The following is a 20,446-nucleotide window of genomic DNA, read 5'->3' as shown; positions in this document are numbered from 1 at the left end:
GGACCACCACTCACGAAAAAGCCCGGCGCTTGGCCGGGCTCTCCCATCAAACTCGTGTCTCGAAACTTACTTGCAGGCTGCGCAGAAGCGCTGGATGCGCTTGCAGGCTTCTTCGAGAATGTCTTCCGACGTCGCGTAGGAGATGCGGAAGTTCGGGCCGAGACCGAAGGCCGATCCGTGAACCACGGCGACACCTTCCGATTCCAGGAGCTCGGACACGAAATCCTCGTCCGTTTCGATGACTTTGCCGGTCGGAGCCGTCTTGCCGATCAGGCCGGCGCAGGACGGATAGACGTAGAATGCGCCTTCAGGCTTCGGGCAAACGATGCCGGATGCCTGGTTAAGCATCGACACGACGAGATCGCGGCGGCCTTCGAAGATCGCCTTGTTCTTGGTCACGAAATCCTGCGGACCGTTGAGCGCCTCGACAGCCGCCCACTGTGCGATAGACGATGCGCCCGAGGTCTGCTGGCCCTGGATCATGTCCATGGCCTTGATCAGTTCGATCGGACCGGCAGCATAGCCGATGCGCCAGCCGGTCATCGCATAGGCCTTGGAAACACCGTTCATCGTCAGCGTCCGGTCGTAGAGCTTCGGCTCCACTTCGACCGGCGTCGCGAACTTGAAGTCGCCGAAGGTCAGGTGCTCGTACATGTCGTCGGTCAGGATCCAAACATGGGGATGCTTCAGCAGCACGTCGGTCAGCGACTTCAATTCATCCGCGCTATAGGCAGCGCCCGTCGGGTTCGACGGCGAGTTGAAGATGAACCACTTGGTCTTCGGCGTGATCACGCTTTCCAGCTCTTCGGCCGTCAGCTTGAAGTTGTTTTCCTGCTTGGTCGAAATCGTGACCGGCGTGCCGCCGCAGATCGAGACCATTTCCGGGTAGGAAACCCAGTAAGGTGCTGGGATGATCACTTCATCCCCTGCATTCATCGTCGCCATGAAGGCATTGAACAGAATCTGCTTTCCGCCCGTGCCGACGATGGTCTGCTCGACCTTGTAGTCGAGGTTGTTTTCGCGCTTGAACTTGTCGACGATCGCTTTGCGCAGCTCTGGAATCCCCGAAACCGGCGTGTACTTGGTTTCACCGCGGTTGATCGCGTCGATCGCCGCCTGCTTGACATTGTCAGGCGTGTCGAAATCAGGCTCACCGGCACCGAGACCGATAATATCACGCCCTTTCGCCTTCAGTTCGCGAGCTTTCTGGGAAACAGCGATTGTCGCTGAAGGCTTTACACGGGAAAGGGCGTCGGCAAGAAAGGCCATGTCGTTTCGGTCCTGGGCTGATTGAACACTACGGCGGGGTGCGCTCATTCGCCGCCGAGCGGCCGCCTCAAGCTGTATGGAGAATGAACCGACGCCTTTCAAGAAAAAAGCATGAATGAATGCCATCAATGTCGCTGATTAAAACCTTCGGACGCGTATTTACGACCGCGTAACCCGTCTCGCCTACAATCTGCAAAATTGCGCAGGAGACGGTACGGGTATGGCATCGAGAAGCATTTTCGCCAACCTGGTTCGCGGCGACGACGGGGCATGGTCGACCGCGTACGGGCCTTTCATTCTCAGATCCGCGCTTCAGCCCATTTTCAGAACGTCGAAACCCGGCAATCGGCTGGCCATCGAAGCCTTTGTCGGGCTCGTGCGCGCCTATCGTGGCGAAGAGCCCGTTCCCCCACACGAATTCTTCAGCCTCGTTGATCCCGCCGAAGTTGCCGATATCGACAGCATGGTCCGGACGATCCATATTCTCAACACCGGCCGGCTCGACAGACGCCAGGCGAAGATCTTCGTCAAGTTCCAGCCGGGTCTGGTGCGCACGCCCGAAGACATGCGCCACGAAGTCGAACGCATCAAACTTGCGAGCCACGAAGCCGGACTTGCCGTCAACCGGATCGTCTGCGAAATCCGCCAGACCGCCGAGACCAACGCCGCCGTCATCGCCGACTTCACCAGCCACATGCGCGCCATCGGCTTCCAGGTGGCGATCGATGATTACGGTGCGGGCGAGTCCGATCTGGCGCTTCTCAAGCGGGTGAAGCCTGACTACGTCAAATTCGAACCCGGCTGGGTCCGCGACTTTCTCGACAATCCGGCAGGAGCAGCACTCCTGCGTGTCGTCCTGCAGCAGATGCTGGATGACGGGATCGAACCGATCATCGAAGGACTGGAGGAAATGTGGCAGGTGGAGGTGTGCGAGGAATTCGGCGCGTCTCTCGTGCAGGGATATGCACTCGCACGGCCTGAACTCGCCCCGACCACGTTCGACAGGACATTCCCGGAACACGGCCTGCCGCGCATCGGCGGCGACCTCGACATGAGCCCCTCGCCTGCATCCGCCATTCGCGTCTCTGCCGCCGCCCCGTTTCCGTCGGCCACCCCTCTCAAGCGGATGAAAACCTTCGGCCGCAGACATCAGGGCAGCTAGCCGTCCGTACTTTCACCGGTTCGCAGTGGACTTCCCGCAGAGAGTGTAGACGTTGGGAAACGGCTACAAACATGACGCGAACAGGCATAGAGCCGATCGGGCGAAGCATCGCCAGCGATCCGTTGCTAATCCAACTTCCTTCGGACCATGCGCAAAGCCCGCATTTCCAGCGCTTTTGGCCAAATGAGGCAGGCTGGAACGGGCCTGCCTTTCAAAAAACTTTTTCTTGCCAATTTTTGATAAACACAGCACTCTGTCCATGTTCGGGCAATTTACGAGCATGGGAAGACCTATAATGACGCGCTCCGAAGGCGCCAAGACTTCGGGCGGGAACTGGGGGCTTGGTTTTATACCTTATCTGCCAGTCGCCGCGGTAAACACAGGGACCCTTTCTTAAAGCTGCCTGCCGCCGCCCGTGAGGGCACACTCTGATGCTGTCCGCCGCTGAACACGGACAGAAGGAAAAGGACCTGCTGCATGGCCGAGACTGGCACTGTGAAATTCTTCAATACGGACAAGGGATTCGGCTTTATCAAACCAGACAACGGTGGCGCCGATATCTTCGTTCATATCTCCGCCGTACAGGCTTCCGGCCTGTCCGGGCTGACTGAAAACCAGAAAGTAAGCTTCGACACGGAACCGGATCGTCGCGGAAAAGGCCCCAAGGCCGTCAATCTGCAGATCTCCGGTTGAGCTTCAAAAGCTCGCTCATTCCAGTTGGAGCCCGGCAGTGATGCCGGGTTTTTTTATGCCCGTGATACCGGTTGCCGGTTACAGGCCCTTCAGGAATGGATTGCTGCGGCGCTCGTCGCCGATCCGGCTTCCCGGTCCGTGACCGCAGATAAAACCTACCTCGTCTCCCAGCGGCAGAACCTTGGTGCGGATCGAGTCCATCAGCGTCGCGTGATCGCCTCCGGGTAGATCAGTCCGTCCGACCGACCCGGCAAACAGGACGTCACCAAGATGTGCGAAGGCATGGTCTCTGTTGTAGAATATGATGTGACCGGGCGAATGTCCCGGACAATGAAAAACCTCGAACACATGCTCGCCGAACGAGACTGTTTCGCCTTCGTCAAGAAACCGATCAGGCACGACGTTGCGGACGTCGCCGTCGACACCGAACATCTGAGCCTGCTTTTCAAGATTTTCGAGAAGGGGAAGATCGTCGCGGTGGGGTCCGACGACAGGAATGCCGAGCACCTCGCGAAGTTCGTCGGCGCCTCCGGCATGATCGATATGCCCGTGGGTCAGCCAGATCTCGGAAAGGGTAATGCCACTTTTGCGCACGAGGTCTAGAATAACCCCGATGTCACCGCCTGGGTCGACAATGACGCCTGTCTTTGTATCGTCGTCAAAGAAGACGGTACAGTTTTGTTGAAATGGCGTCACCGGAATGACGCTTGCCTGCAATCGACCCATAATGCCTGTCCTGCCCTGAACGTTGTCGTTCTTCATAGCCGGAAGGCTTGCCGATTACAGCCTCAAAATCAGTTGATAGCGGCGGCCAGATACGTGCCTTCGGCAGCAACCGGCGGGGCCAGCGAAACGGTCGCCAGCAGAAATGCCGAGACGACGACTTTCAGCGCAATCACCGTGATGAAGACCGGGCGCAGCGGATGAGCTTCGGCCTTGGTCTGGTTCAGCTCGATCGGCGGCATTGCGGAATAAGTGTGCGCGTTCATTGAATAATCTCCAGTCGTTCGCTGGGAATAATGGCGCTTGGGGATAAAGGTTCCGCCGGACAAGTCATGCGCGCAAAAGAAAGTGCGTGTTCTCCCTGAAAGCAACACAACCGGTCGAATTTTGACCGCCAGAGCGATTTATCACGGGCGACAGCGCAAAAGGATTACGTTAAACAGCTTCACACGATGAAGACGTAGCGAGCGAAAGGAAACGGCGTGCCGCCTGCAGCGACGGGAAAAGCCGTCAAGAAAGTCCCGCCACAGATGCCCGTGGTCGACGAGGGCCAGATCGATTTCGAAGCGATCGAGCTGTTCTTCTTTGCCTATCGCGACTTCGTGTCCGATCCGGACGCTATCCTGGCGAAGATCGGCATGGGGCGCGCCCACCATCGGGTTGTCTATTTCGTCTGCCGCCAGCCGGGGATGATGGTGACGGATCTTCTCGATTTGTTGCAGATTACCAAGCAGAGCCTCGCCCGCGTCCTGAAGCAGTTGATCGAGACTGGCTATATCCGGCAGATGGCCGGGGCCAAGGATCGCAGACAGCGCCGCCTCTATCCGACCCTTGCCGGCCGCGAACTGGCGCTGGCCCTGTGCGAGCCGCAATCCAAGCGTATCGCACGCGCCATGGAAGACTTCACCCCCGGGATGCGGGAAAGCGTAACCCTTTTCCTTCAACGGATGCGTGGACGTGACCCGAACCTCGTGATTTCTGATATCGACATCAGTCAGGATATCTGACCGGGACAGACAGATGACCAATACACCGCTTTTGGACGACGCCCCTCACCTTCTCGTTGTCGACGACGACACCCGCATCCGCGATCTCCTCAACCGCTATCTGGTGGAGCAGGGTTTCCGCATCACGGTCGCCGGAGATGCCGCCGAAGCGCGGCGCAAGTTGGAAGGACTGCATTTCGACCTCATCATTCTCGACGTGATGATGCCGGGCGAAACAGGCCTGTCGCTCACCCAATCGCTTTATGAAAAGAAGACCACCCCGGTCATCCTGCTGACGGCACGGGTCGAGGCAGAATCGCGCATCGCCGGTCTTGAGGCAGGTGCCGACGATTACCTGTCAAAACCCTTCGATCCGCGCGAACTGGTCCTGCGCATCAACAACATCCTGCGCCGCAGCAGCTCGGCCGATGCACCGAAGATCGAGCAGATCATGTTTGGTCCGTTCACCTTCTCGATCCCGCGCAAGGAACTGCGCAAGGCTGCCGAGACGATCCGCCTGACCGACCGCGAACAGGAAATCATGATGCTGTTTGCCTTGCGCGCCGGCGAAACGATCCCCCGCCACGAACTGATCGGGGACGATACGGATGTCGGCGAGCGCACAATCGACGTGCAGATCAACCGGCTGCGTCGTAAGATCGAAGAAGACCCCGCCAACCCGGTCTATCTCCAGACCGTGCGTGGCATCGGGTACAGGCTGAGTATCGACTGATGCACAAGAGACCGACGACAGGACGATAACGGGCGGCGAATGGCAATTTTCAACACGCTGAAGCGAGAGACCAGCCGGTTGACCCTCCCCGGTTGGCGTCCGTTCACGCGCTGGCTGCGTCGCTGGCTGCCGACGGGCCTCTACACCCGTTCGCTGCTGATCGTCATTCTCCCCATGCTCCTGCTGCAGACGGTCGTCGCCGCGGTGTTCATGGAACGCCACTGGCGAATGGTGACGGAGCGCCTGTCTGAAGGCACCGTTCGCGACATCGCCGCCATTATCGAGATCATCCGCAGTTATCCGCAGGACAGCAACTACAACGAAGTCAGCCGTATCGCCGACAGCTCTCTCGGCCTGACGATTGCAATCGAGGAGAACGGCCAGCTCCCGCCGCCCCGCCAGCGCCCCTTCTTCGCGATCCTCGACAACATCCTTGCCGAACAGTTGAGCAGTCAGATCCGCATGCCGTTCTGGATCGATACGGTAGGCGACAGTCGGCTCGTCGAGATCCGCGTGAAAATGGACGAACGGGTGCTGCGGGTGTTTGCCAGACGCGGCTCTACCTACGCGTCCAACACCCACATCTTCCTGATCTGGATGATCGGCACCGCCTTCGTGCTGGTGGTGATTTCGATCCTGTTCCTGCGCGGCCAGATCCGCCCGATCCTGAGACTTGCCCAGGCGGCGGAAAGTTTCGGCAAGGGACAAAAGACCGAAGGCTTTTCGCCGCGCGGCGCAGACGAGGTAAGGCGCGCAGGCCTTGCCTTCATCCAGATGCGCGAACGGCTCGAACGGCAGATGGAGCAGCGCACCGCGATGCTGGCCGGCATCAGCCACGACCTTCGCACCATCCTCACCCGCTTCAAACTGCAGCTGGCGCTTGCCGGCAACAAGCCGGAACTCGCCGGCATGGAACAGGATGTCGAAGACATGCAGTCCATGCTGGAAGGCTACCTGGCGTTTGCCAAGGGCGAGGCCGAGGAGGATTTCGGTACGCTGTATCTGAGCGAGCTTCTCGAGAAATTCCGCGCGAGCTTCAGCCTGCACGGGCAGATCCTCACCTACCACATCGAGGGCGACGACGAGATCGCCGTCAGGCCGAACGCCTTCAACCGCCTGCTCGGAAACCTCGTCTCAAACAGCCAGCGCTACGCAGACAACCTGCATATCGATGCGCGCCACAGCGCCAAGTGGCTGACATTGACCCTCGATGACGACGGCCCGGGCGTTCCTGCGCAATCCCGCGAGGATGTGTTCAAGCCATTCCACAGGCTCGACGAGGCCCGCAATCTCGATGCGTCCGGAACCGGCCTCGGCCTCGCGATCGCCCGCGACATCGCCCGCTCGCATGGCGGCAATGTCACGCTGGACGACAGTCCGAGCGGTGGCTTGAGAGCTATCGTTCGCGTTCCGGCCTGAGCGGACCGCTATCGGCAACATGCTGGACTGGGGAGAAAACTAAGACGTTTAGTGAAGACGGGGTTGCCTGATCACATCATCTTCTTGCCGTTTGGAACGCCCTGCTCGACGGCAGCCAGAACGATCGCGCCGTTCTCGTCTTCAAAGCCAAGCGTCAGCACTTCGGAACGGACCGGCCCGATCTGGCGCGGCGGAAAATTGACGACGCCCAGCACCTGGCGTCCGAGCAGCGTTTCAGGCGTATAGTGGACGGTAATCTGCGCCGACGATTTCTTGACGCCGATCTCAGGCCCGAAATCGATCTTCAGCTTGAAGGCCGGCTTGCGGGCTTCCGGAAACGGCTCGACCTCGACGATCGTGCCAACCCGGATATCGACCTTCTCGAAGTCGGCAAAGCTTATCTCGTCAGACATGGCTGCTCAGCGTCCCAGTTCTTCCGCGCGGCTCCGCGCTGCCTCGATTGCCTTGTCGAACAGCGGCTGCATCCCATCGTCTGCCATTAGCACGGAGAGGGCAGCAGCCGTGGTGCCGCCCGGAGACGTCACGTTCTGGCGAAGCCTTGAGGCATCCTCGGTCGACTGGTGCAGAAGTTCTCCCGCACCCGACACGGTTTCGCGCGCAAGCCGCATGGCAAGATCGGCAGGCAGCCCGGCCTTGCGCCCGGCTTCGGCCATGCATTCCACCAGATAGAAGACATAGGCCGGGCCGCTGCCGGAAACGGCGGTGACGGAATCGATATCCGCCTCGCTCGAAACCCATTCCACCGGACCGCTGACCTTCAAGAGCGCATGCACCGCATCGCGCTGGGCGGCCGACACCTTGTCGTTGGCATAGGCACCGGTCACGCCGCGGCCGATCATGGCCGGCGTGTTCGGCATGGCGCGCACCATTGCACCGTCCCCGAGATGGCTCTGCATGGAGGACAGCGTCTTGCCGGCTGCGACCGAGACGACGACTGTCGAAGCGCCGACCGCAGGCTTCAGCGGCGGCAGAACGCCATCCATCAGCTGCGGCTTGACCGCGAGAAACAGGATATCTGCCGACGCACCGTCTGGAAGTGCAGTAACATGCGTCGCGCCGGCGTCGGACATCATCGCTCTCATCGCCTCGGACGGCGATGGGTCAACGACGGTGACGGAAGCGCCGGGAACGCCGTTCTTCAACCAGCCGGAAAGCATGGCGCCGCCCATATTGCCGGCACCGACGAGAACGATCGAACCCAGCTGCAACGCCATCAAGCCTCGCCGACCGTCTCGAACAGAACGCAATCCATGGCAGCCTTGGCTTCCATGCCGGACCAGACGACGAACTGGAACGCCTGATAATAGGCCTCGCAGGCATCAAGCGCGCTGGAAAACAGAACCTCGACCTGCTGGTTCGTGGGCTCGGCACCGCCGGCCAGCAGAAGCGACTGGCGGAAGATCACCACGTCTTCCTGACGCCACAGGTCGAAATGCCCCATCAGCGTCTGTCCATTCACGTAGGACAGAAGCCGGATGACCTCGTTCACGCGGATATCGGGGATCTTCAGATCGAAGGCGCAGGCGAGATGCAGCGCCTCGAACTCCTCCATCCAGGAGAAGGATACGTGGTAGTCCGTCCACCGACCCTCCACGGTCATGGCGATCTCGTCTTCGCCGGACCGTTCGAATGTCCAATCGTTGGAAGCTGCGACGAACTCGATCATGTCCACCGGGTTCGACTGTCGCTCAACGTTCAATTCCATGAGGCTCATGCGGCACCTTTTTGACCGGAATGAATGCGAATTCGAGCGGAACGCGCCAACACTTAACCGGAACTACATTTCGATGATCGCTCGTCGCCGCCAGAATAACTGAGTTACCCTGTCTGGAGCTTACCTTCAGCCTCGTCGGTAACCTATCGGTCACCACCGGAAGCTCACCGGCTCGTTTCGAATCATCGTGTAAAATCAGTGTAGCTAGACGGAGTCCGGCTGCCATCCCCTGAATGCCGATTTCCGTGGATTGAACCCCGAAACCGGTTCGCGCATGAGATCAGAACGGATGGTTAAATGACTCTGGACGCTGGCTTTTTTAAGAGTGTCCACAGGGCTTAATTTTTTGTAAATTCATGGGGATTTGGCGAGGCGAAACAGACGCCTGACTGTGCCGATTAGAGGCGATGACGCTCAATCGCGAATAGGCTGGGAAAGATCGCCGCGCAGGCTTTTGGCGCTGGACTTTGACGGCGATCTCAAACGGGGATTGGGAATCCCCTGAGGGGCCACAGTTTATGGCCGGATCTGAAGTGGCTTACTGACCTGACTGGCCCTGGTCGTGGCTCTGGCTCTGGCCGAATTTTGCCTCCAGCGCATCGAGACGGGCCTTTAGCGCAACATTCTCGTCGCGAGCGCGGGCAGCCATCTCGCGAACGGCTTCGAATTCTTCCCGCTTGACCAGATCCATGTTGTTAAGGAACCGTTCCGCCTGGGCATGGAAAGCCGTCTCCACTTCCTTGCGCACACCCTGTGCAGCGCCGGCAGCGTCCGTCATCAGCCGTGCGAAATCGTCGAATATGCGGTTCGTTCCGGTCGACATAAGGTTCCGTCTCCTTGCCATCGGCAGCGATATCGGCCCGATATCGGCCTGTGTTTGTCCTATCGGATCTGAAGTAGGGCTTGGGTCGCCGCGTTGCAAGCGTCATCCACTGTTGCGCGCGTCTCAGAATGAGATTCATCTTGACCGGCGATGTCCCCAAGTCCATCTTTTCATACGACTGTGAGTAAGCGAGACACCTGTAATTTGTACGAAGCGCTTCATTTTTTTGCTCTCATGCCATTTCCCGAGATAAACCCGGTCGCGTTCTCCTTGGGGCCGCTTGCGGTACACTGGTATGGCCTCGCCTATGTTGCCGGTATCATGCTGGGCTGGCTTTACGCCCGCAAGCTGACCGCAAACGCGTCACTGTGGCCCAACGGTCAGGCCCCGATGACCGCGGTCCATCTCGACGACTTCCTCGTCTGGATCGCGGCAGGCGTCGTCCTTGGCGGCCGCATCGGCTACATCCTGTTTTACGATCTCGGCCCGATCCTGGAAAACCCGATCCGCGCGATCGAGATCTGGAACGGCGGCATGTCCTTCCATGGCGGCTTCCTTGGCGCAACGATTGCGATGATCGTGTTTGCCCGCCGTCATGCCATTCCGGTCTGGAGCATGTTCGACATCGTCGCCGCCGTCGTGCCGTTCGGCCTGCTGTTCGGCCGCATCGCCAATTTCGTCAATGGCGAACTCTGGGGCCGGTTGAGCGATGCACCATGGGCTGTCGTCTTCCCGACCGGTGGCCCGTTCGCCCGCCATCCGAGCCAACTCTATGAAGCAGGCCTGGAAGGCATCATCCTGCTTCTGGTGCTGGCACTCCTGATCTATCGTTTCAAGGCCCTTCGTGTACCCGGCACCATCTGCGGCGCGTTCGTCCTCGGCTACGGGCTCTGCCGAATTTTTGTCGAGTTCTTCCGCGAACCGGATGTGCAGCTCGGCTATTTGCTCGGCACCAATTGGCTAACGATGGGCATGGTGCTATCACTACCGATGGTTGCTGTTGGCATCTGGGCGATCACGCGGGCTCGCGTCGCCTCCGCGGCGAAAGTGTGAGGCACCCGTGAACAGCCCAGAAGTAACCACGCCCCTTGCCGAAAAGATCAAGACGCTGATCCGCGCCAGCGGACCGATCAGCGTCACCGACTATTTCGCGCTCTGCCTTGCAGATCCGGAATTCGGCTACTACCGCACCCGCGAACCTTTCGGCCGGCATGGCGATTTCGTCACCGCGCCGGAGATCAGCCAGCTGTTCGGCGAAATGGTCGGCATTTTCATGGTCCACGCCTGGCAGCGCCAGGGTAGCCCGGGCGATGTGCGCCTGGTCGAGATCGGTCCCGGCCGCGGCACGATGATGTCCGACATGCTGCGCGTCATCCAGCGCATCGCACCATCCCTGATGGACGGCCTGCGTGTCCATCTGGTCGAAACCAGCGAACGCCTTCGCGGCGTTCAGCGCGTCACGCTCGAGGCCTATTCGACCAAGATTTCGTGGCACGATAGTTTCGAAGACGTGCCGGAAGGGTTCACCCTGATCGCCGCCAACGAACTGTTCGACGCGATCCCGATCCGCCAGTTCGTTCGGACACCGACCGGTTTTCGCGAAAGGCTGGTGGGCCTCGGCCCGGAGGACGAGCTGTCCTTCGTCGCCGGCATCGCCACGCTCGATCCGGTCCTCCTGCCGGCCCCCGTCGCTTCCATCCCGGAAGGCACGATCTTCGAATTCGCCCCTGCCCGCCAGGCCGTCATGCAGACGCTCTGCGAAAGGCTAAGGCATTTCGGCGGCAGTGCGCTCGTCATCGACTACGGCCATATGGTCACCAGTTTCGGCGATACGCTGCAGGCCGTAAAGAACCACGACTATGACCCGCCGCTTGCCAGCCCCGGCGAGGCAGATCTGACCAGCCATGTCGATTTCGAAGATCTCGCCAAGGTCGCCTTGGCGTCCGGCATTCATCTGAACGGCGGCCTCCATCAGGGCGAATTCCTCTACGGCCTCGGCCTTGCCGAACGGGCTTCAGCCCTTGCGCGCGACAAGGAACCGTCCGAACAGCGGTTGATTGCAGCAGCCGTCGATCGTCTTGCCGGCGAAGGTGCGGGCAAGATGGGCGAGCTCTTCAAGGTCATCGCCGTCTCGGGCTCCGCGGTCAATCTGATGCCCTTCCGTCCGGTCGACTGAAAGAGCACGTCCGGGCGGATTGACACACGCTATCGGCTTGCGCCAATCTCGCGCCCAATCGAAGCAGCGAGTGCCGCCGACGGTGCATCACGCAAAAACCAACAAAATCAGCAGGGTGGATAAACCGATGCCGGAGAACGCCTCGCCGACGCCGATCGAAAGCGCAGTCTTGAACGCTAAAGCCGGCGCCAAAATCCGCCACGGCTTCTTCACGCGAAAGGGCGGCGTGTCGGACGGAATCTACGCCGGTCTCAATGTCGGTGTCGGGTCGAAAGACGATCAGACGCTCGTTCTCGAAAACCGCCGGCGGGTTGCGGCCTGGTTCGATCTGCCGCTCGAAAAGCTCGCAACCGTCCATCAGGTCCATTCGCCTGATGTGGTCGTGGTCGATGCCGCCTATTCAGGCGAGCGCCCGCAGGTCGATGCGATGGTCGCGGCCACACCCGGCGTCGTGATCGGCGTCCTGTCTGCCGATTGCGGCCCCATCCTGTTTGCCGATGGCGACAATGGCGTGATCGGCGCGGCTCACGCCGGCTGGAAGGGCGCGCTGACAGGCGTGCTCGAAAACACGATCGACGCGATGGTGTCGCTCGGTGCTGAAAGGGAAAAGATCGTGGCCGTCCTCGGCCCGTCGATCGGGCCTGACAGCTACGAGGTCGGGCCGGAATTCGTGGAACGCTTCCTTGGCGTGAACCCCGAATACGCAGCCTTCTTCACACCGTCTCCGAAGCCACAGCATGCCATGTTCGATCTGCCCGCTCTCACCATGTCGCGGCTGAAGGCGGCAGGCGTCACCGCTGAGAACCTCGGCCTCGACACCTACCCGGATCGGGAACGCTTCTTTTCCTATCGCCGCACGACGCATGACCAAGAGCCGGATTACGGCCGCCAGATTTCAGCCATCGCGCTTCAGCAATAAAAGTTCGGGAGGACTACCATGGCTCTGCACTTCGACAGATCGGAATTTGCCGATCGCCTCGCCCGCCTGACGACGAAGATGGCCGAGGAAAAGCTCGATGCCATCCTGCTGTTTGCGCAGGAAAGCATGTACTGGCTGACCGGCTACGACACGTTCGGCTACTGCTTCTTCCAGACGCTGGTCGTGAAGGCCGATGGCTCGATGACGCTGCTCACGCGCTCTGCCGACCTTCGCCAGGCCCGCCAGACCTCGATCATCGAAAACATCGTGGTCTGGGTCGACCGGGTGAATGCCGATCCGACGCTGGATCTCAAGAACCTCTTGAGCGAACTCGATCTGCTCGGCGCAAAGATCGGCGTCGAATACGACACGCATGGCATGACCGGCCGCATCGCGCGCCTGCTCGACAACCAGCTCACCAATTTCGGCCAGCTCAGTGACGCATCCTATCTGGTCAGCCGGCTGCGCCTCGTCAAAAGCGCGGCCGAGATCGCTCATGTGCAACGCGCCGCCGAACTGGCCGATGATGCGCTCGACGCCGCTCTGCCGCTGATCAAGGCCGGCGGCGACGAGGCCGATATCCTTGCGGCGATGCAGGGTGCCGTATTTTCCGGCGGCGGCGATTACCCCGCCAACGAATTCATCATCGGTTCCGGCGAGGATGCACTTTTGTGCCGGTACAAGGCCGGTCGCCGCAAGCTCGATGCCACCGACCAGCTGACGCTCGAATGGGCCGGCACGGCCGCCCACTATCACGTCGCGATGATGCGCACCGCGCTCGTCGGCGAGCCATCGCCGCGCCACAAGGAACTCTACAAGGCCTGCCTTGAGACGATCCGGGCGATCGAGGAGGTTCTGTCTCCAGGTCATACATTCGGGGACGTATTCGACACCCATGCCAGGATCCTCGACGAACGCGGCCTCTCCCGTCACCGGCTGAATGCCTGCGGCTATTCGCTGGGCGCCCGCTTCTCGCCGTCGTGGATGGAGCACCAGATGTTCCACTTCGGCAACCCGCAGGAGATCCTGCCCGGCATGACGCTGTTCGTGCACATGATCATCATGGACAGCGACAGCGGCGCGGCCATGACGCTCGGCCAGACCTATCTGACGACGGAAGGCGCTCCCCAGCCGCTTTCACGTCATGGTCTCGACCTTATCCAGGGCTGAGAAGCCCGCGATCATTGACAGGCCGGAAAATCCGACCTTAGCTTGTCGGGGGATGGGAACCGGCAAAGGGGCGAACGCATGCGGCTTATCGGAAAACTGCTTTCCGCCTGCATCGTTGCGCTGTCCGTCTCCGGCTGCAACACCAGCGAGGCCCTGACGCCGCGCGCCGAGATCGGCGGCGGCAGTCGCGCATCGACACCGGTCACCCAGGCCGATACGGAACGCATGGCACGATCCCCAAGGCCCGAGACCTACCAGAACCAGACCTACAGAAACGACACCTACCAGCCGCGCCCGCAAAATACGCTCGAGGCGCAGGCCCAGGCGATGCAGTCTGGCAACCAGACCTCGCCCGCCTCTTCAGGCCCGCCACCCGAGTGGCAGGGCCAAAGCCAGGCTGAAGCCCAGTCTACCGCTGCAGCGCCCCAGCAGGAGGCTTCCCTGCCCGCCGCCGCCGGCAACACCATCCGCTTCCTGCCGATCATCGGTGCCCCTGTCCAGGCCGTGACGCCGCTGTCGCGAAGGCTTGGCGCCGAGGCGCGCGCCGCCGGGCTGACGATCCGTCCCTCCAGCGATACGGGTACCGAGCAGATCCTCAAGGGCTATTTCTCGGCCTTCAGCGATGGCGAAAAGATCACCATCGTCTATGTCTGGGATGTTCTCGACAATACCGGCTCCAGGCTTCACCGCATGCAGGGGCAGGAAAATGTGCCCGGCAGCGGCCAGGATCCATGGGCCTCAGTGCCGTCCTCGACGATGGAACTCATCGCCGCAAAGACGATCCAGGACTATATGAGCTGGCGGCAATCGCATGGCGGTTAGGTAACCATGATGTGACACGGTCACTGTTTCTTCGCAAAAAACGGTGGCCTGAGGGAAAACGCTATTGCATTCGAAGGTGGCGCCGGTAAAAGGCCGCCATCCAGCTTCAATACAGGCGGACCGCAATGAAGGTTTTCGCAGGCAATTCGAACCGGCATCTGGCCGACGCGATCTGCAGCTATCTTAATGTACCAGTCGGAAAAGCCTCGGTAAGGCGATTTGCAGACCAGGAAATCTTCGTTGAAATACAGGAGAATGTCCGTGGGGAAGACGTGTTCGTCATCCAGTCCACGTCGTTTCCGACCAACGATCACCTGATGGAACTGCTGATCATGATCGATGCGTTCCGGCGGTCTTCCGCCAAGCGCATCACGGCTGTGCTTCCCTATTTCGGCTATGCCCGCCAGGACCGCAAGGCCGGGCCGCGCACGCCGATCTCGGCCAAGCTCGTCGCCAACCTCATCACCGAGGCCGGCGCCAACCGTGTCATGACGCTCGATCTGCACGCAGACCAGATCCAGGGCTTCTTCGATATCCCGACCGACAACCTCTACGCCGTGCCGATTCTTGCGCGCGACGTGAAGGAACACTACGACCTCAACAACGTCATGGTGGTCTCGCCGGATGTCGGCGGCGTGGTTCGCGCCCGTGCGCTTGCCAAGCGCCTGGGCTGCCAGCTCGCCATCGTCGACAAGCGGCGTGAACGCGCAGGCGAGTCGGAAGTCATGAACGTCATCGGTGACGTGACCGGCAAGGACTGTCTGCTGATCGACGATATCGTCGATTCCGGCGGCACGCTCTGCAACGCAGCCGAGGCGCTTCTGAAGAACGGCGCCACAAGCGTCACCGCCTACATCACCCACGGCGTGCTGTCGGGCGGTGCCGTTGCCCGCATCGCGGCGTCCAAGCTCAAGGAACTGGTGATCACGGATTCGATCCAGCCGACGACATCCGTTCAGTCGGCGCACAATATCCGCGTCATCACCACGGCAAACCTTCTCGGCGAGGCGATCAACCGTACCGCCATGGAAGAGTCCGTCTCGAGCCTGTTCGACTAGGATTGACGCATGACCGTGGGACGGGCTCGGCAGCAAAAACGCGGCGCCCCCTGTCCCACGGCTATGTAAGTCTGATAGAGGTCTGCCATCCATCTGCAGAGGGAGGACCTATCGCGATGTCGATCCTACGAAACAAGCCGAAATGGCTTGCACTTTTCATCCTGGCTCCAATGCTTTCCGCCTGCGTCGACGCAGGTCCAGGCCCCGGCTATCCGCCGGAACGTCCCGCCCCCGGCTGGAGCCGGCCCGATCGCCCCGATCCCCGTCCAGATTGGGATCGCCCATCCAGACCCGATCGCCCGGATCGTCCATCAAGGCCTGACCGCCCGGATTGGGATCGCCCCTCGAGGCCGGATCGTCCCGGCAGACCTGACCGTCCTGAAAATGGCGGCGGCATGTGCACCCGCGAATATCGCCCGGTCTGCGGCCAGCGTGGCGGTCGGCTCCAGACATTCCCGAATGCCTGCGAAGCCCGCAATGCCGGCTTCGGCGCGGTCTCTCCGGGCGAATGCCGCCGCTGATCGCGACGTGAGTTGAACGCCAAGAATATAAACGCCGGGATTTTCATCCCGGCGTTTTGCATTCGCGGCGTCTGTTGACTATGTAGGCGCGGTACCCAAGGAGTTCCGCATGGCCGCCCGCGACCGCTATTCCCGAAAACTCGAATGCTCGCAGTGCGGACATGCCGGTTATGCCGAAGTCTCCGAGTCCGACGACAAGCGCGCCAGCAATCGCGATTTTCGCATCGACGAACTCCCGAAAGGCTTTCAGACCGAGTTCGCCTCGAAAGATCCGCGCAAATACATGCTGCGCTGTAGCGACTGCGGCCACAAATTCCGGTTCGAGCAGAAAACGGCCTACGCCCCCGGCGGCGAACCTCGACGCTAGGTCAAACGTTTCCGCGATCTTCAGGCAGCGTTCTGGTTGGCCGAGCCCATTTCTGACCCAGACTGCGGGTTCGGCTGATCTTCCATCGGCATCGGCCGACCGAGAAGATAGCCCTGCACTTCGTGGCATCCTTCCCGCCGCAGAATGTCGAGCTGGTTCACCGTCTCGACACCCTCCGCGAGAACCGGGATCTGCAGGCCCTGCCCCAGAGCCAGAATTGCTCGCACCATGGCCGTTGCCTGCTCGCTGCGGTCCACTTCGGTCAGGAAGCTCCGGTCGAGCTTGATCTTGTCGAACGGGAAGGAGCGCAGCGTCTCCAGCGACGAATAGCCGGTCCCGAAATCGTCGATCGCAATCGATACGCCCAGCGCCTTGATGGAGCGAAGCGCATTCATCGCCCGCTGCTTGTCGCTGATGATCGAGCTTTCGGTGATTTCAAGCTCGAGACGGCTTGGTTTCAGACCGGTTTCCAGAAGCACGGTATGAACCAGCGCCGGCATGTCGGCATGGGCGATCTGCACCGGCGACAAATTGACCGCGACCTTGTAGTCATTCGGCCAGTTCGCCGCCTCCCGGCATGCTTCGCGCAGAACCCACGCGCCGATCGGCAGGATGGCGCCGCATTCCTCGGCAACCCCGATGAAATCGGCCGGCGAGACATTGCCCCGCTCCGGATGGCTCCAGCGCAGCAGGACCTCGTAACCGGTGATCTCATCGGTCGCGACCGACTTCTGCACCTGGTAGTGCAGCCTGAGCTGATCCTGCTCGATCGCCGTCCACAGATCCTCGGCCATCTTGGTGCGGTCGCGGGCGGCCTCGTCCATCTCGATGTCGTAGAAGCAGATGTCGCGCGAGAGCGATCCCTTGGCGCGGTACATGGCCAGGTCCGCGTTCGCGATCAGCGCATCGGGGGATGCCCCGTCATGCGGGTAGAGCGCGACACCCATGCTTGCGCCGGGACTGAGACGATGCACCTCGATCTGGATCGGCTGCCCGAACGCATCCGACAATCGGTCCAGAAACTCGGACACTTCGGCCAAATCCCCGTAGCGCTTCACGGCCACGAATTCGTCGCCGCCGAACCGGGCAAACATCTCGTGCGGCCGCACGATCGAATTCATCCGCTCGGCAATTTCCTTGAGCACGGCATCGCCGGCCGCGTGCCCGAACTGATCGTTGATCTGCTTGAACTTGTTGAGATCGATGCCGACGACCGCAACATGCCCGCCCTCGCTCTCCGCGTTACGCACCTCGGCTTCGAGATATTCCATCAGAGCCGGACGGTTCGGAAGCTGCGTCAGGCTGTCATGCTTCGCCATGAAGGCGATCTTTTCCTCCGACCGTATCCGCTCGCTGATATCCTCGAATGTCGACACCCAGCCGCCCTGATCGAGATAGCTGAAATCGATCCGGATCGTCCGATCGTCGCTCAGTCGGTGTAGAAGGGCTTCCTGCCTGGAATTGATGGCTGCGATGTTGCGCTTGTAATGCTGTTCTGCCCGTGCTTCCGCCTCCGCCGCGTCGGCAAACGAGGTCCTGTAGCCAAGAGCCACGATCTCGCGGTATGTCATACCCGGCTTCAGAGCGCCTTCCTCAAACCGAAAAATCTGGCCATAGCGCCGGTTCGTCAGCACCAACCGCTGCTCGCGATCGAACAGGCAGATCCCCTGCGCCATGTTCTCAAGCGCCAGATCCAGGTTCTGCGTCACGGAGGCGATCCGGTCGGTGTCCTGTCTCTGACGGGTGATGTCGCGCGTGATCTTGGCGTAGCCGGCAAGCACGCCATCGTCGTCGAGGACGGGCTGGATCACCACATGTGCCCAGAACCAGCTCCCATCCTTGCGGTAGCGCCGGCCTTCCGCCTCGAACAGACCGGTTGTGCGCGCTGTTGCGAGCGCCTGTTCCGGCAGACCCCGGGCTTGTTCTTCATCCGAATAGAAACGTGCAAAATGCTGACCAATGATCTCGTCGGCCCTGTACCCCTTGGCACGCTCTGCCCCTGCATTCCAGCTGGAGACGGCGCCCTCGGGTGAAAGCATGTAGATCGCGTAGTCGGTCACCCCGCGCACGAGCATCTGGAAATTGGCTTCGCTGGCCTTCGAGGACCGCGCCGCACGCCCGGTGATTGTGGCAACGGCCAGGCCCGACCCGATCAGCGACAGCGAGACGGCAATGATCGTTGCCAGCATCAGCGGCTTCGACAGCATCCCGTCTTCAGGCAGGATCCCGAAACCCGGGACAAGCGTTGCCGCGCCCATCGCGATGAAATGCATAAAGACGATGCCGAGCGACAGGAGACCTGCAGCAAGAATGTTGTTTGCAAGGCCTCCCTTCAAGATCATGAGGAAGGCTGTCGTCGACATGACGATCGCGGTGACGATGGCAGCGATGACGAGCGGCTGCGACCAGACGATCAGGCCGCCGAACTCGATTGCCGCCATGCCGGTAAAATGCATAGAGGAAACGCCGGTACCGAATACCAGGCCGGCGGCCACAGCGCCGGATTTGCCGGTAAACAGCACGGCAAGCAGTCCCGCCGCAAATGTCGCGAGAAATGCAATACCAAGCGACAGCAGCGTCAGTGACAGATTGAATGTGAAGAGCTGGCCCGGATCGTAGGCGAGCATGGCCACGAAATGTGTTGCCCAGATCCCGAAGCCCCCTGCTCCGCCGGAGACGATCACCCAGCCGTAGCGGCTGCGGTCGTTTGCCTGTCGTGCCCGGGCGGCAAAAACCACGGTCCCCGCATTCGCAATGAAGCAGAGCGCCCCCGCCACGACGACGAGGAAGAGATTGTGCTCATAGGCCAGACAGGACAGAACGGCGTACATGTTAGATCTTGGTCTCCGGAGTTAACACCGTCTTGACCCTCACAATTTAACAAATTCGGTCGCCCGGACCTCGCATTTATCGAATCTCGCTAATTTCGAATGAACGTCATTAATGGATGGCAAAACGGCACATACCGGAAGTTTCATATTGGCCACGCGGGTATCTGGCGGTAGGTAACGACGACGACCGGTTTGCAGAGCCAACCACGCCGCAGATCCCTTGCGTCTCCTGCCCTGATGGACTATAGGGACCCCGTCCGCGTAGACACCCTTGGAGGCAACGCGGATGGAGAGCGTCGGACGATGCCCTCCGGTTTGACGCGGCACTGTCCGCGAAGAACTCTCCAAACAACCTCGAAAGGAATTGCCATGAGCAAGGAAACTTACGTGCTCAAGGCCGAGGCGCGCGAACGGGTCGGTAAGGGGTCCTCCCGTGAACTTCGCCGCAACGGTTTTATCCCTGCAGTCATCTATGGTGACAAGCAGGCTCCTCTGTCGATCGTGCTCAACACGAACGAAGTCACGAAGCGCATTCACGCTGGCGGTTTCATGACCACCATCGCGACGATCGAATTCGACGGCAAGAAGATCCAGGTCCTCCCGAAGGACTACCAGCTGGATCCGGTCCGCGACTTCACCATGCATGTCGACTTCCTGCGCGTTTCGGCCAAGACTGAAGTCAACGTCGAAGTACCGGTACACTTCGAAAACGAAGACAAGTCGGCCATCAAGCAGGGCGCCGTTCTGAACATCGTCCGTCACACGGTCGAGTTCCATTGCCCGGCCGACCAGATCCCGGAATTCATCACGGTTGATCTGACCGACGCCAAGATCGGCGACAGCCTCCACATCTCGGCCGTTAAGCTGCCGAAGGGCGTGACACCTGTCATCACCGACCGCGACTTCACCATCGCGACGATCGTTGCACCTGCTGCAGGCGTCGAAGAAGAAGAAGCGACTGAGACTGCGGCTCCTGAAGCCGAATAAGACATTTTCGTCTTGTCTTTCTGAGAGCCCGCCTTCCACCGAAGGCGGGCTT

General features: G+C 60.5%; 22 protein-coding genes. 14 read left to right on the top strand and 8 right to left on the bottom strand.

From position 1 onward, the window contains the following. Nucleotides 1-66: 66 nt before the first annotated feature. The gene (locus tag IFT59_RS05275; RefSeq protein ID WP_062455840.1) at nt 67-1,269 is read right to left on the bottom strand and encodes a pyridoxal phosphate-dependent aminotransferase; all 1,203 of its coding nucleotides are present in this window, start codon (nt 1,267-1,269) and stop codon (nt 67-69) included. 220 nt (nt 1,270-1,489) lie between these two features. On the opposite strand from IFT59_RS05275, the gene IFT59_RS05270 reads away from it, so the two are divergent. Both IFT59_RS05270 and IFT59_RS05265 read left to right on the top strand, forming a co-directional pair. Then, complete coding sequence (locus IFT59_RS05270) at nt 1,490-2,431, top strand: EAL domain-containing protein (protein WP_062455836.1); 942 nt, start codon at nt 1,490-1,492, stop codon at nt 2,429-2,431. 477 nt (nt 2,432-2,908) lie between these two features. Beyond that, nucleotides 2,909-3,124: a cold-shock protein gene (locus IFT59_RS05265; RefSeq protein WP_006725577.1), complete on the top strand. Its 216-nt coding sequence runs from the start codon at nt 2,909-2,911 to the stop codon at nt 3,122-3,124. 78 nt (nt 3,125-3,202) lie between these two features. Here the strand turns inward: IFT59_RS05265 and IFT59_RS05260 are convergent, their stop codons facing one another. Continuing rightward, nucleotides 3,203-3,850 (bottom strand): MBL fold metallo-hydrolase, encoded by a 648-nt coding sequence (locus IFT59_RS05260; RefSeq protein ID WP_113166413.1) that lies wholly within the window; start codon nt 3,848-3,850, stop codon nt 3,203-3,205. Between the two features lie 68 nt (nt 3,851-3,918). Next, complete coding sequence (locus tag IFT59_RS05255) at nt 3,919-4,113, bottom strand: hypothetical protein (RefSeq protein ID WP_062455833.1); 195 nt, start codon at nt 4,111-4,113, stop codon at nt 3,919-3,921. Between the two features lie 216 nt (nt 4,114-4,329). Here IFT59_RS05255 and IFT59_RS05250 point away from each other — a divergent pair, with 216 nt between their 5' ends. Genes IFT59_RS05250 through IFT59_RS05240 form a run of 3 tightly spaced genes read left to right on the top strand, consistent with a single transcriptional unit; the run spans nt 4,330 to nt 6,985 of the window. Continuing rightward, complete coding sequence (locus IFT59_RS05250; RefSeq protein ID WP_062582974.1) at nt 4,330-4,854, top strand: MarR family winged helix-turn-helix transcriptional regulator; 525 nt, start codon at nt 4,330-4,332, stop codon at nt 4,852-4,854. A gap of 13 nt (nt 4,855-4,867) precedes the next feature. Continuing rightward, complete coding sequence (locus tag IFT59_RS05245) at nt 4,868-5,566, top strand: response regulator (protein ID WP_062455827.1); 699 nt, start codon at nt 4,868-4,870, stop codon at nt 5,564-5,566. Nucleotides 5,567-5,605: 39 nt separating this feature from the next. Further along, on the top strand, nt 5,606-6,985 hold the full coding sequence (locus tag IFT59_RS05240) for an ATP-binding protein (RefSeq protein ID WP_092660390.1): 1,380 nt from the start codon (nt 5,606-5,608) through the stop codon (nt 6,983-6,985). A 71-nt stretch (nt 6,986-7,056) separates the two neighbouring features. Here IFT59_RS05240 and IFT59_RS05235 read toward each other — a convergent pair whose 3' ends face one another. The 4 genes from IFT59_RS05235 to IFT59_RS05220 form a co-directional block, all read right to left on the bottom strand. Next, complete coding sequence (locus tag IFT59_RS05235) at nt 7,057-7,398, bottom strand: tRNA-binding protein (RefSeq protein ID WP_062455821.1); 342 nt, start codon at nt 7,396-7,398, stop codon at nt 7,057-7,059. Nucleotides 7,399-7,404: 6 nt separating this feature from the next. Further along, nucleotides 7,405-8,220: a pyrroline-5-carboxylate reductase gene (gene proC, locus IFT59_RS05230; RefSeq protein WP_192086271.1), complete on the bottom strand. Its 816-nt coding sequence runs from the start codon at nt 8,218-8,220 to the stop codon at nt 7,405-7,407. Beyond that, nucleotides 8,220-8,720, bottom strand: a complete 501-nt coding sequence (locus IFT59_RS05225; protein ID WP_062455815.1) for a YbjN domain-containing protein — start codon at nt 8,718-8,720, stop codon at nt 8,220-8,222. Before IFT59_RS05225 ends, proC begins: the two co-directional genes overlap by 1 nt. Before the next feature lie 538 nt (nt 8,721-9,258). Then, nucleotides 9,259-9,543 (bottom strand): accessory factor UbiK family protein, encoded by a 285-nt coding sequence (locus IFT59_RS05220; RefSeq protein WP_062455813.1) that lies wholly within the window; start codon nt 9,541-9,543, stop codon nt 9,259-9,261. 234 nt (nt 9,544-9,777) lie between these two features. Here IFT59_RS05220 and lgt point away from each other — a divergent pair, with 234 nt between their 5' ends. The 8 genes from lgt to IFT59_RS05180 all read left to right on the top strand — a co-directional run bounded on the left by lgt (nt 9,778) and on the right by IFT59_RS05180 (nt 16,576). Then, complete coding sequence (lgt, locus tag IFT59_RS05215) at nt 9,778-10,596, top strand: prolipoprotein diacylglyceryl transferase (RefSeq protein ID WP_062457920.1); 819 nt, start codon at nt 9,778-9,780, stop codon at nt 10,594-10,596. A 7-nt stretch (nt 10,597-10,603) separates the two neighbouring features. After that, a complete protein-coding gene (locus IFT59_RS05210) occupies nt 10,604-11,719 on the top strand; it encodes a class I SAM-dependent methyltransferase (RefSeq protein WP_062455810.1) in 1,116 nt (371 codons plus the stop codon). Nucleotides 11,720-11,846: 127 nt separating this feature from the next. Continuing rightward, on the top strand, nt 11,847-12,638 hold the full coding sequence (gene pgeF, locus IFT59_RS05205) for a peptidoglycan editing factor PgeF (protein ID WP_192086270.1): 792 nt from the start codon (nt 11,847-11,849) through the stop codon (nt 12,636-12,638). Nucleotides 12,639-12,656: 18 nt separating this feature from the next. Then, nucleotides 12,657-13,808, top strand: coding sequence for a M24 family metallopeptidase (locus IFT59_RS05200; RefSeq protein WP_192086269.1), 1,152 nt, complete (start codon nt 12,657-12,659; stop codon nt 13,806-13,808). 78 nt (nt 13,809-13,886) lie between these two features. Continuing rightward, nucleotides 13,887-14,630 (top strand): hypothetical protein, encoded by a 744-nt coding sequence (locus IFT59_RS05195; protein WP_192086268.1) that lies wholly within the window; start codon nt 13,887-13,889, stop codon nt 14,628-14,630. A gap of 125 nt (nt 14,631-14,755) precedes the next feature. Then, nucleotides 14,756-15,688, top strand: a complete 933-nt coding sequence (locus tag IFT59_RS05190; RefSeq protein ID WP_062455798.1) for a ribose-phosphate pyrophosphokinase — start codon at nt 14,756-14,758, stop codon at nt 15,686-15,688. Between the two features lie 116 nt (nt 15,689-15,804). Then, nucleotides 15,805-16,209, top strand: coding sequence for a Kazal-type serine protease inhibitor family protein (locus IFT59_RS05185; RefSeq protein ID WP_082472021.1), 405 nt, complete (start codon nt 15,805-15,807; stop codon nt 16,207-16,209). Nucleotides 16,210-16,318: 109 nt separating this feature from the next. Beyond that, nucleotides 16,319-16,576 (top strand): hypothetical protein, encoded by a 258-nt coding sequence (locus tag IFT59_RS05180; RefSeq protein ID WP_062455795.1) that lies wholly within the window; start codon nt 16,319-16,321, stop codon nt 16,574-16,576. Between the two features lie 20 nt (nt 16,577-16,596). On the opposite strand, the gene IFT59_RS05175 is transcribed toward IFT59_RS05180, so the two are convergent. After that, nucleotides 16,597-19,407, bottom strand: coding sequence for a bifunctional diguanylate cyclase/phosphodiesterase (locus IFT59_RS05175; RefSeq protein ID WP_192086267.1), 2,811 nt, complete (start codon nt 19,405-19,407; stop codon nt 16,597-16,599). A gap of 369 nt (nt 19,408-19,776) precedes the next feature. Here IFT59_RS05175 and IFT59_RS05170 point away from each other — a divergent pair, with 369 nt between their 5' ends. Beyond that, nucleotides 19,777-20,394 (top strand): 50S ribosomal protein L25/general stress protein Ctc, encoded by a 618-nt coding sequence (locus IFT59_RS05170; RefSeq protein WP_062455789.1) that lies wholly within the window; start codon nt 19,777-19,779, stop codon nt 20,392-20,394. The last annotated feature ends 52 nt before the right edge of the window (nt 20,395-20,446 follow it).

The sequence above is a fragment of the Rhizobium sp. CFBP 8752 genome (genome assembly GCF_014842035.1).
Classification (GTDB): domain Bacteria; phylum Pseudomonadota; class Alphaproteobacteria; order Rhizobiales; family Rhizobiaceae; genus Neorhizobium; species Neorhizobium soli.
The sequence above is the reverse complement of the archived record's forward strand: the minus strand, read 5'-3'. Positions and strand labels throughout refer to the sequence as shown.

Bases quoted from the DNA above. Each gene is read 5' to 3' on its own strand.
- IFT59_RS05180 (WP_062455795.1), top strand. From the start codon at position 16,319: ATGGCCGCCCGCGACCGCTATTCCCGAAAACTCGAATGCTCGCAGTGC.
- proC (WP_192086271.1), bottom strand. From the start codon at position 8,220: ATGGCGTTGCAGCTGGGTTCGATCGTTCTCGTCGGTGCCGGCAATATG.
- IFT59_RS05190 (WP_062455798.1), top strand. From the start codon at position 14,756: ATGAAGGTTTTCGCAGGCAATTCGAACCGGCATCTGGCCGACGCGATC.
- IFT59_RS05270 (WP_062455836.1), top strand. From the start codon at position 1,490: ATGGCATCGAGAAGCATTTTCGCCAACCTGGTTCGCGGCGACGACGGG.
- IFT59_RS05220 (WP_062455813.1), bottom strand. From the start codon at position 9,543: ATGTCGACCGGAACGAACCGCATATTCGACGATTTCGCACGGCTGATG.
- IFT59_RS05200 (WP_192086269.1), top strand. From the start codon at position 12,657: ATGGCTCTGCACTTCGACAGATCGGAATTTGCCGATCGCCTCGCCCGC.
- IFT59_RS05240 (WP_092660390.1), top strand. From the start codon at position 5,606: ATGGCAATTTTCAACACGCTGAAGCGAGAGACCAGCCGGTTGACCCTC.
- IFT59_RS05225 (WP_062455815.1), bottom strand. From the start codon at position 8,720: ATGAGCCTCATGGAATTGAACGTTGAGCGACAGTCGAACCCGGTGGAC.
- IFT59_RS05260 (WP_113166413.1), bottom strand. From the start codon at position 3,850: ATGGGTCGATTGCAGGCAAGCGTCATTCCGGTGACGCCATTTCAACAA.
- IFT59_RS05255 (WP_062455833.1), bottom strand. From the start codon at position 4,113: ATGAACGCGCACACTTATTCCGCAATGCCGCCGATCGAGCTGAACCAG.
- IFT59_RS05175 (WP_192086267.1), bottom strand. From the start codon at position 19,407: ATGTACGCCGTTCTGTCCTGTCTGGCCTATGAGCACAATCTCTTCCTC.
- lgt (WP_062457920.1), top strand. From the start codon at position 9,778: ATGCCATTTCCCGAGATAAACCCGGTCGCGTTCTCCTTGGGGCCGCTT.
- IFT59_RS05235 (WP_062455821.1), bottom strand. From the start codon at position 7,398: ATGTCTGACGAGATAAGCTTTGCCGACTTCGAGAAGGTCGATATCCGG.
- pgeF (WP_192086270.1), top strand. From the start codon at position 11,847: ATGCCGGAGAACGCCTCGCCGACGCCGATCGAAAGCGCAGTCTTGAAC.
- IFT59_RS05275 (WP_062455840.1), bottom strand. From the start codon at position 1,269: ATGGCCTTTCTTGCCGACGCCCTTTCCCGTGTAAAGCCTTCAGCGACA.
- IFT59_RS05185 (WP_082472021.1), top strand. From the start codon at position 15,805: ATGTCGATCCTACGAAACAAGCCGAAATGGCTTGCACTTTTCATCCTG.
- IFT59_RS05170 (WP_062455789.1), top strand. From the start codon at position 19,777: ATGAGCAAGGAAACTTACGTGCTCAAGGCCGAGGCGCGCGAACGGGTC.
- IFT59_RS05195 (WP_192086268.1), top strand. From the start codon at position 13,887: ATGCGGCTTATCGGAAAACTGCTTTCCGCCTGCATCGTTGCGCTGTCC.
- IFT59_RS05245 (WP_062455827.1), top strand. From the start codon at position 4,868: ATGACCAATACACCGCTTTTGGACGACGCCCCTCACCTTCTCGTTGTC.
- IFT59_RS05265 (WP_006725577.1), top strand. From the start codon at position 2,909: ATGGCCGAGACTGGCACTGTGAAATTCTTCAATACGGACAAGGGATTC.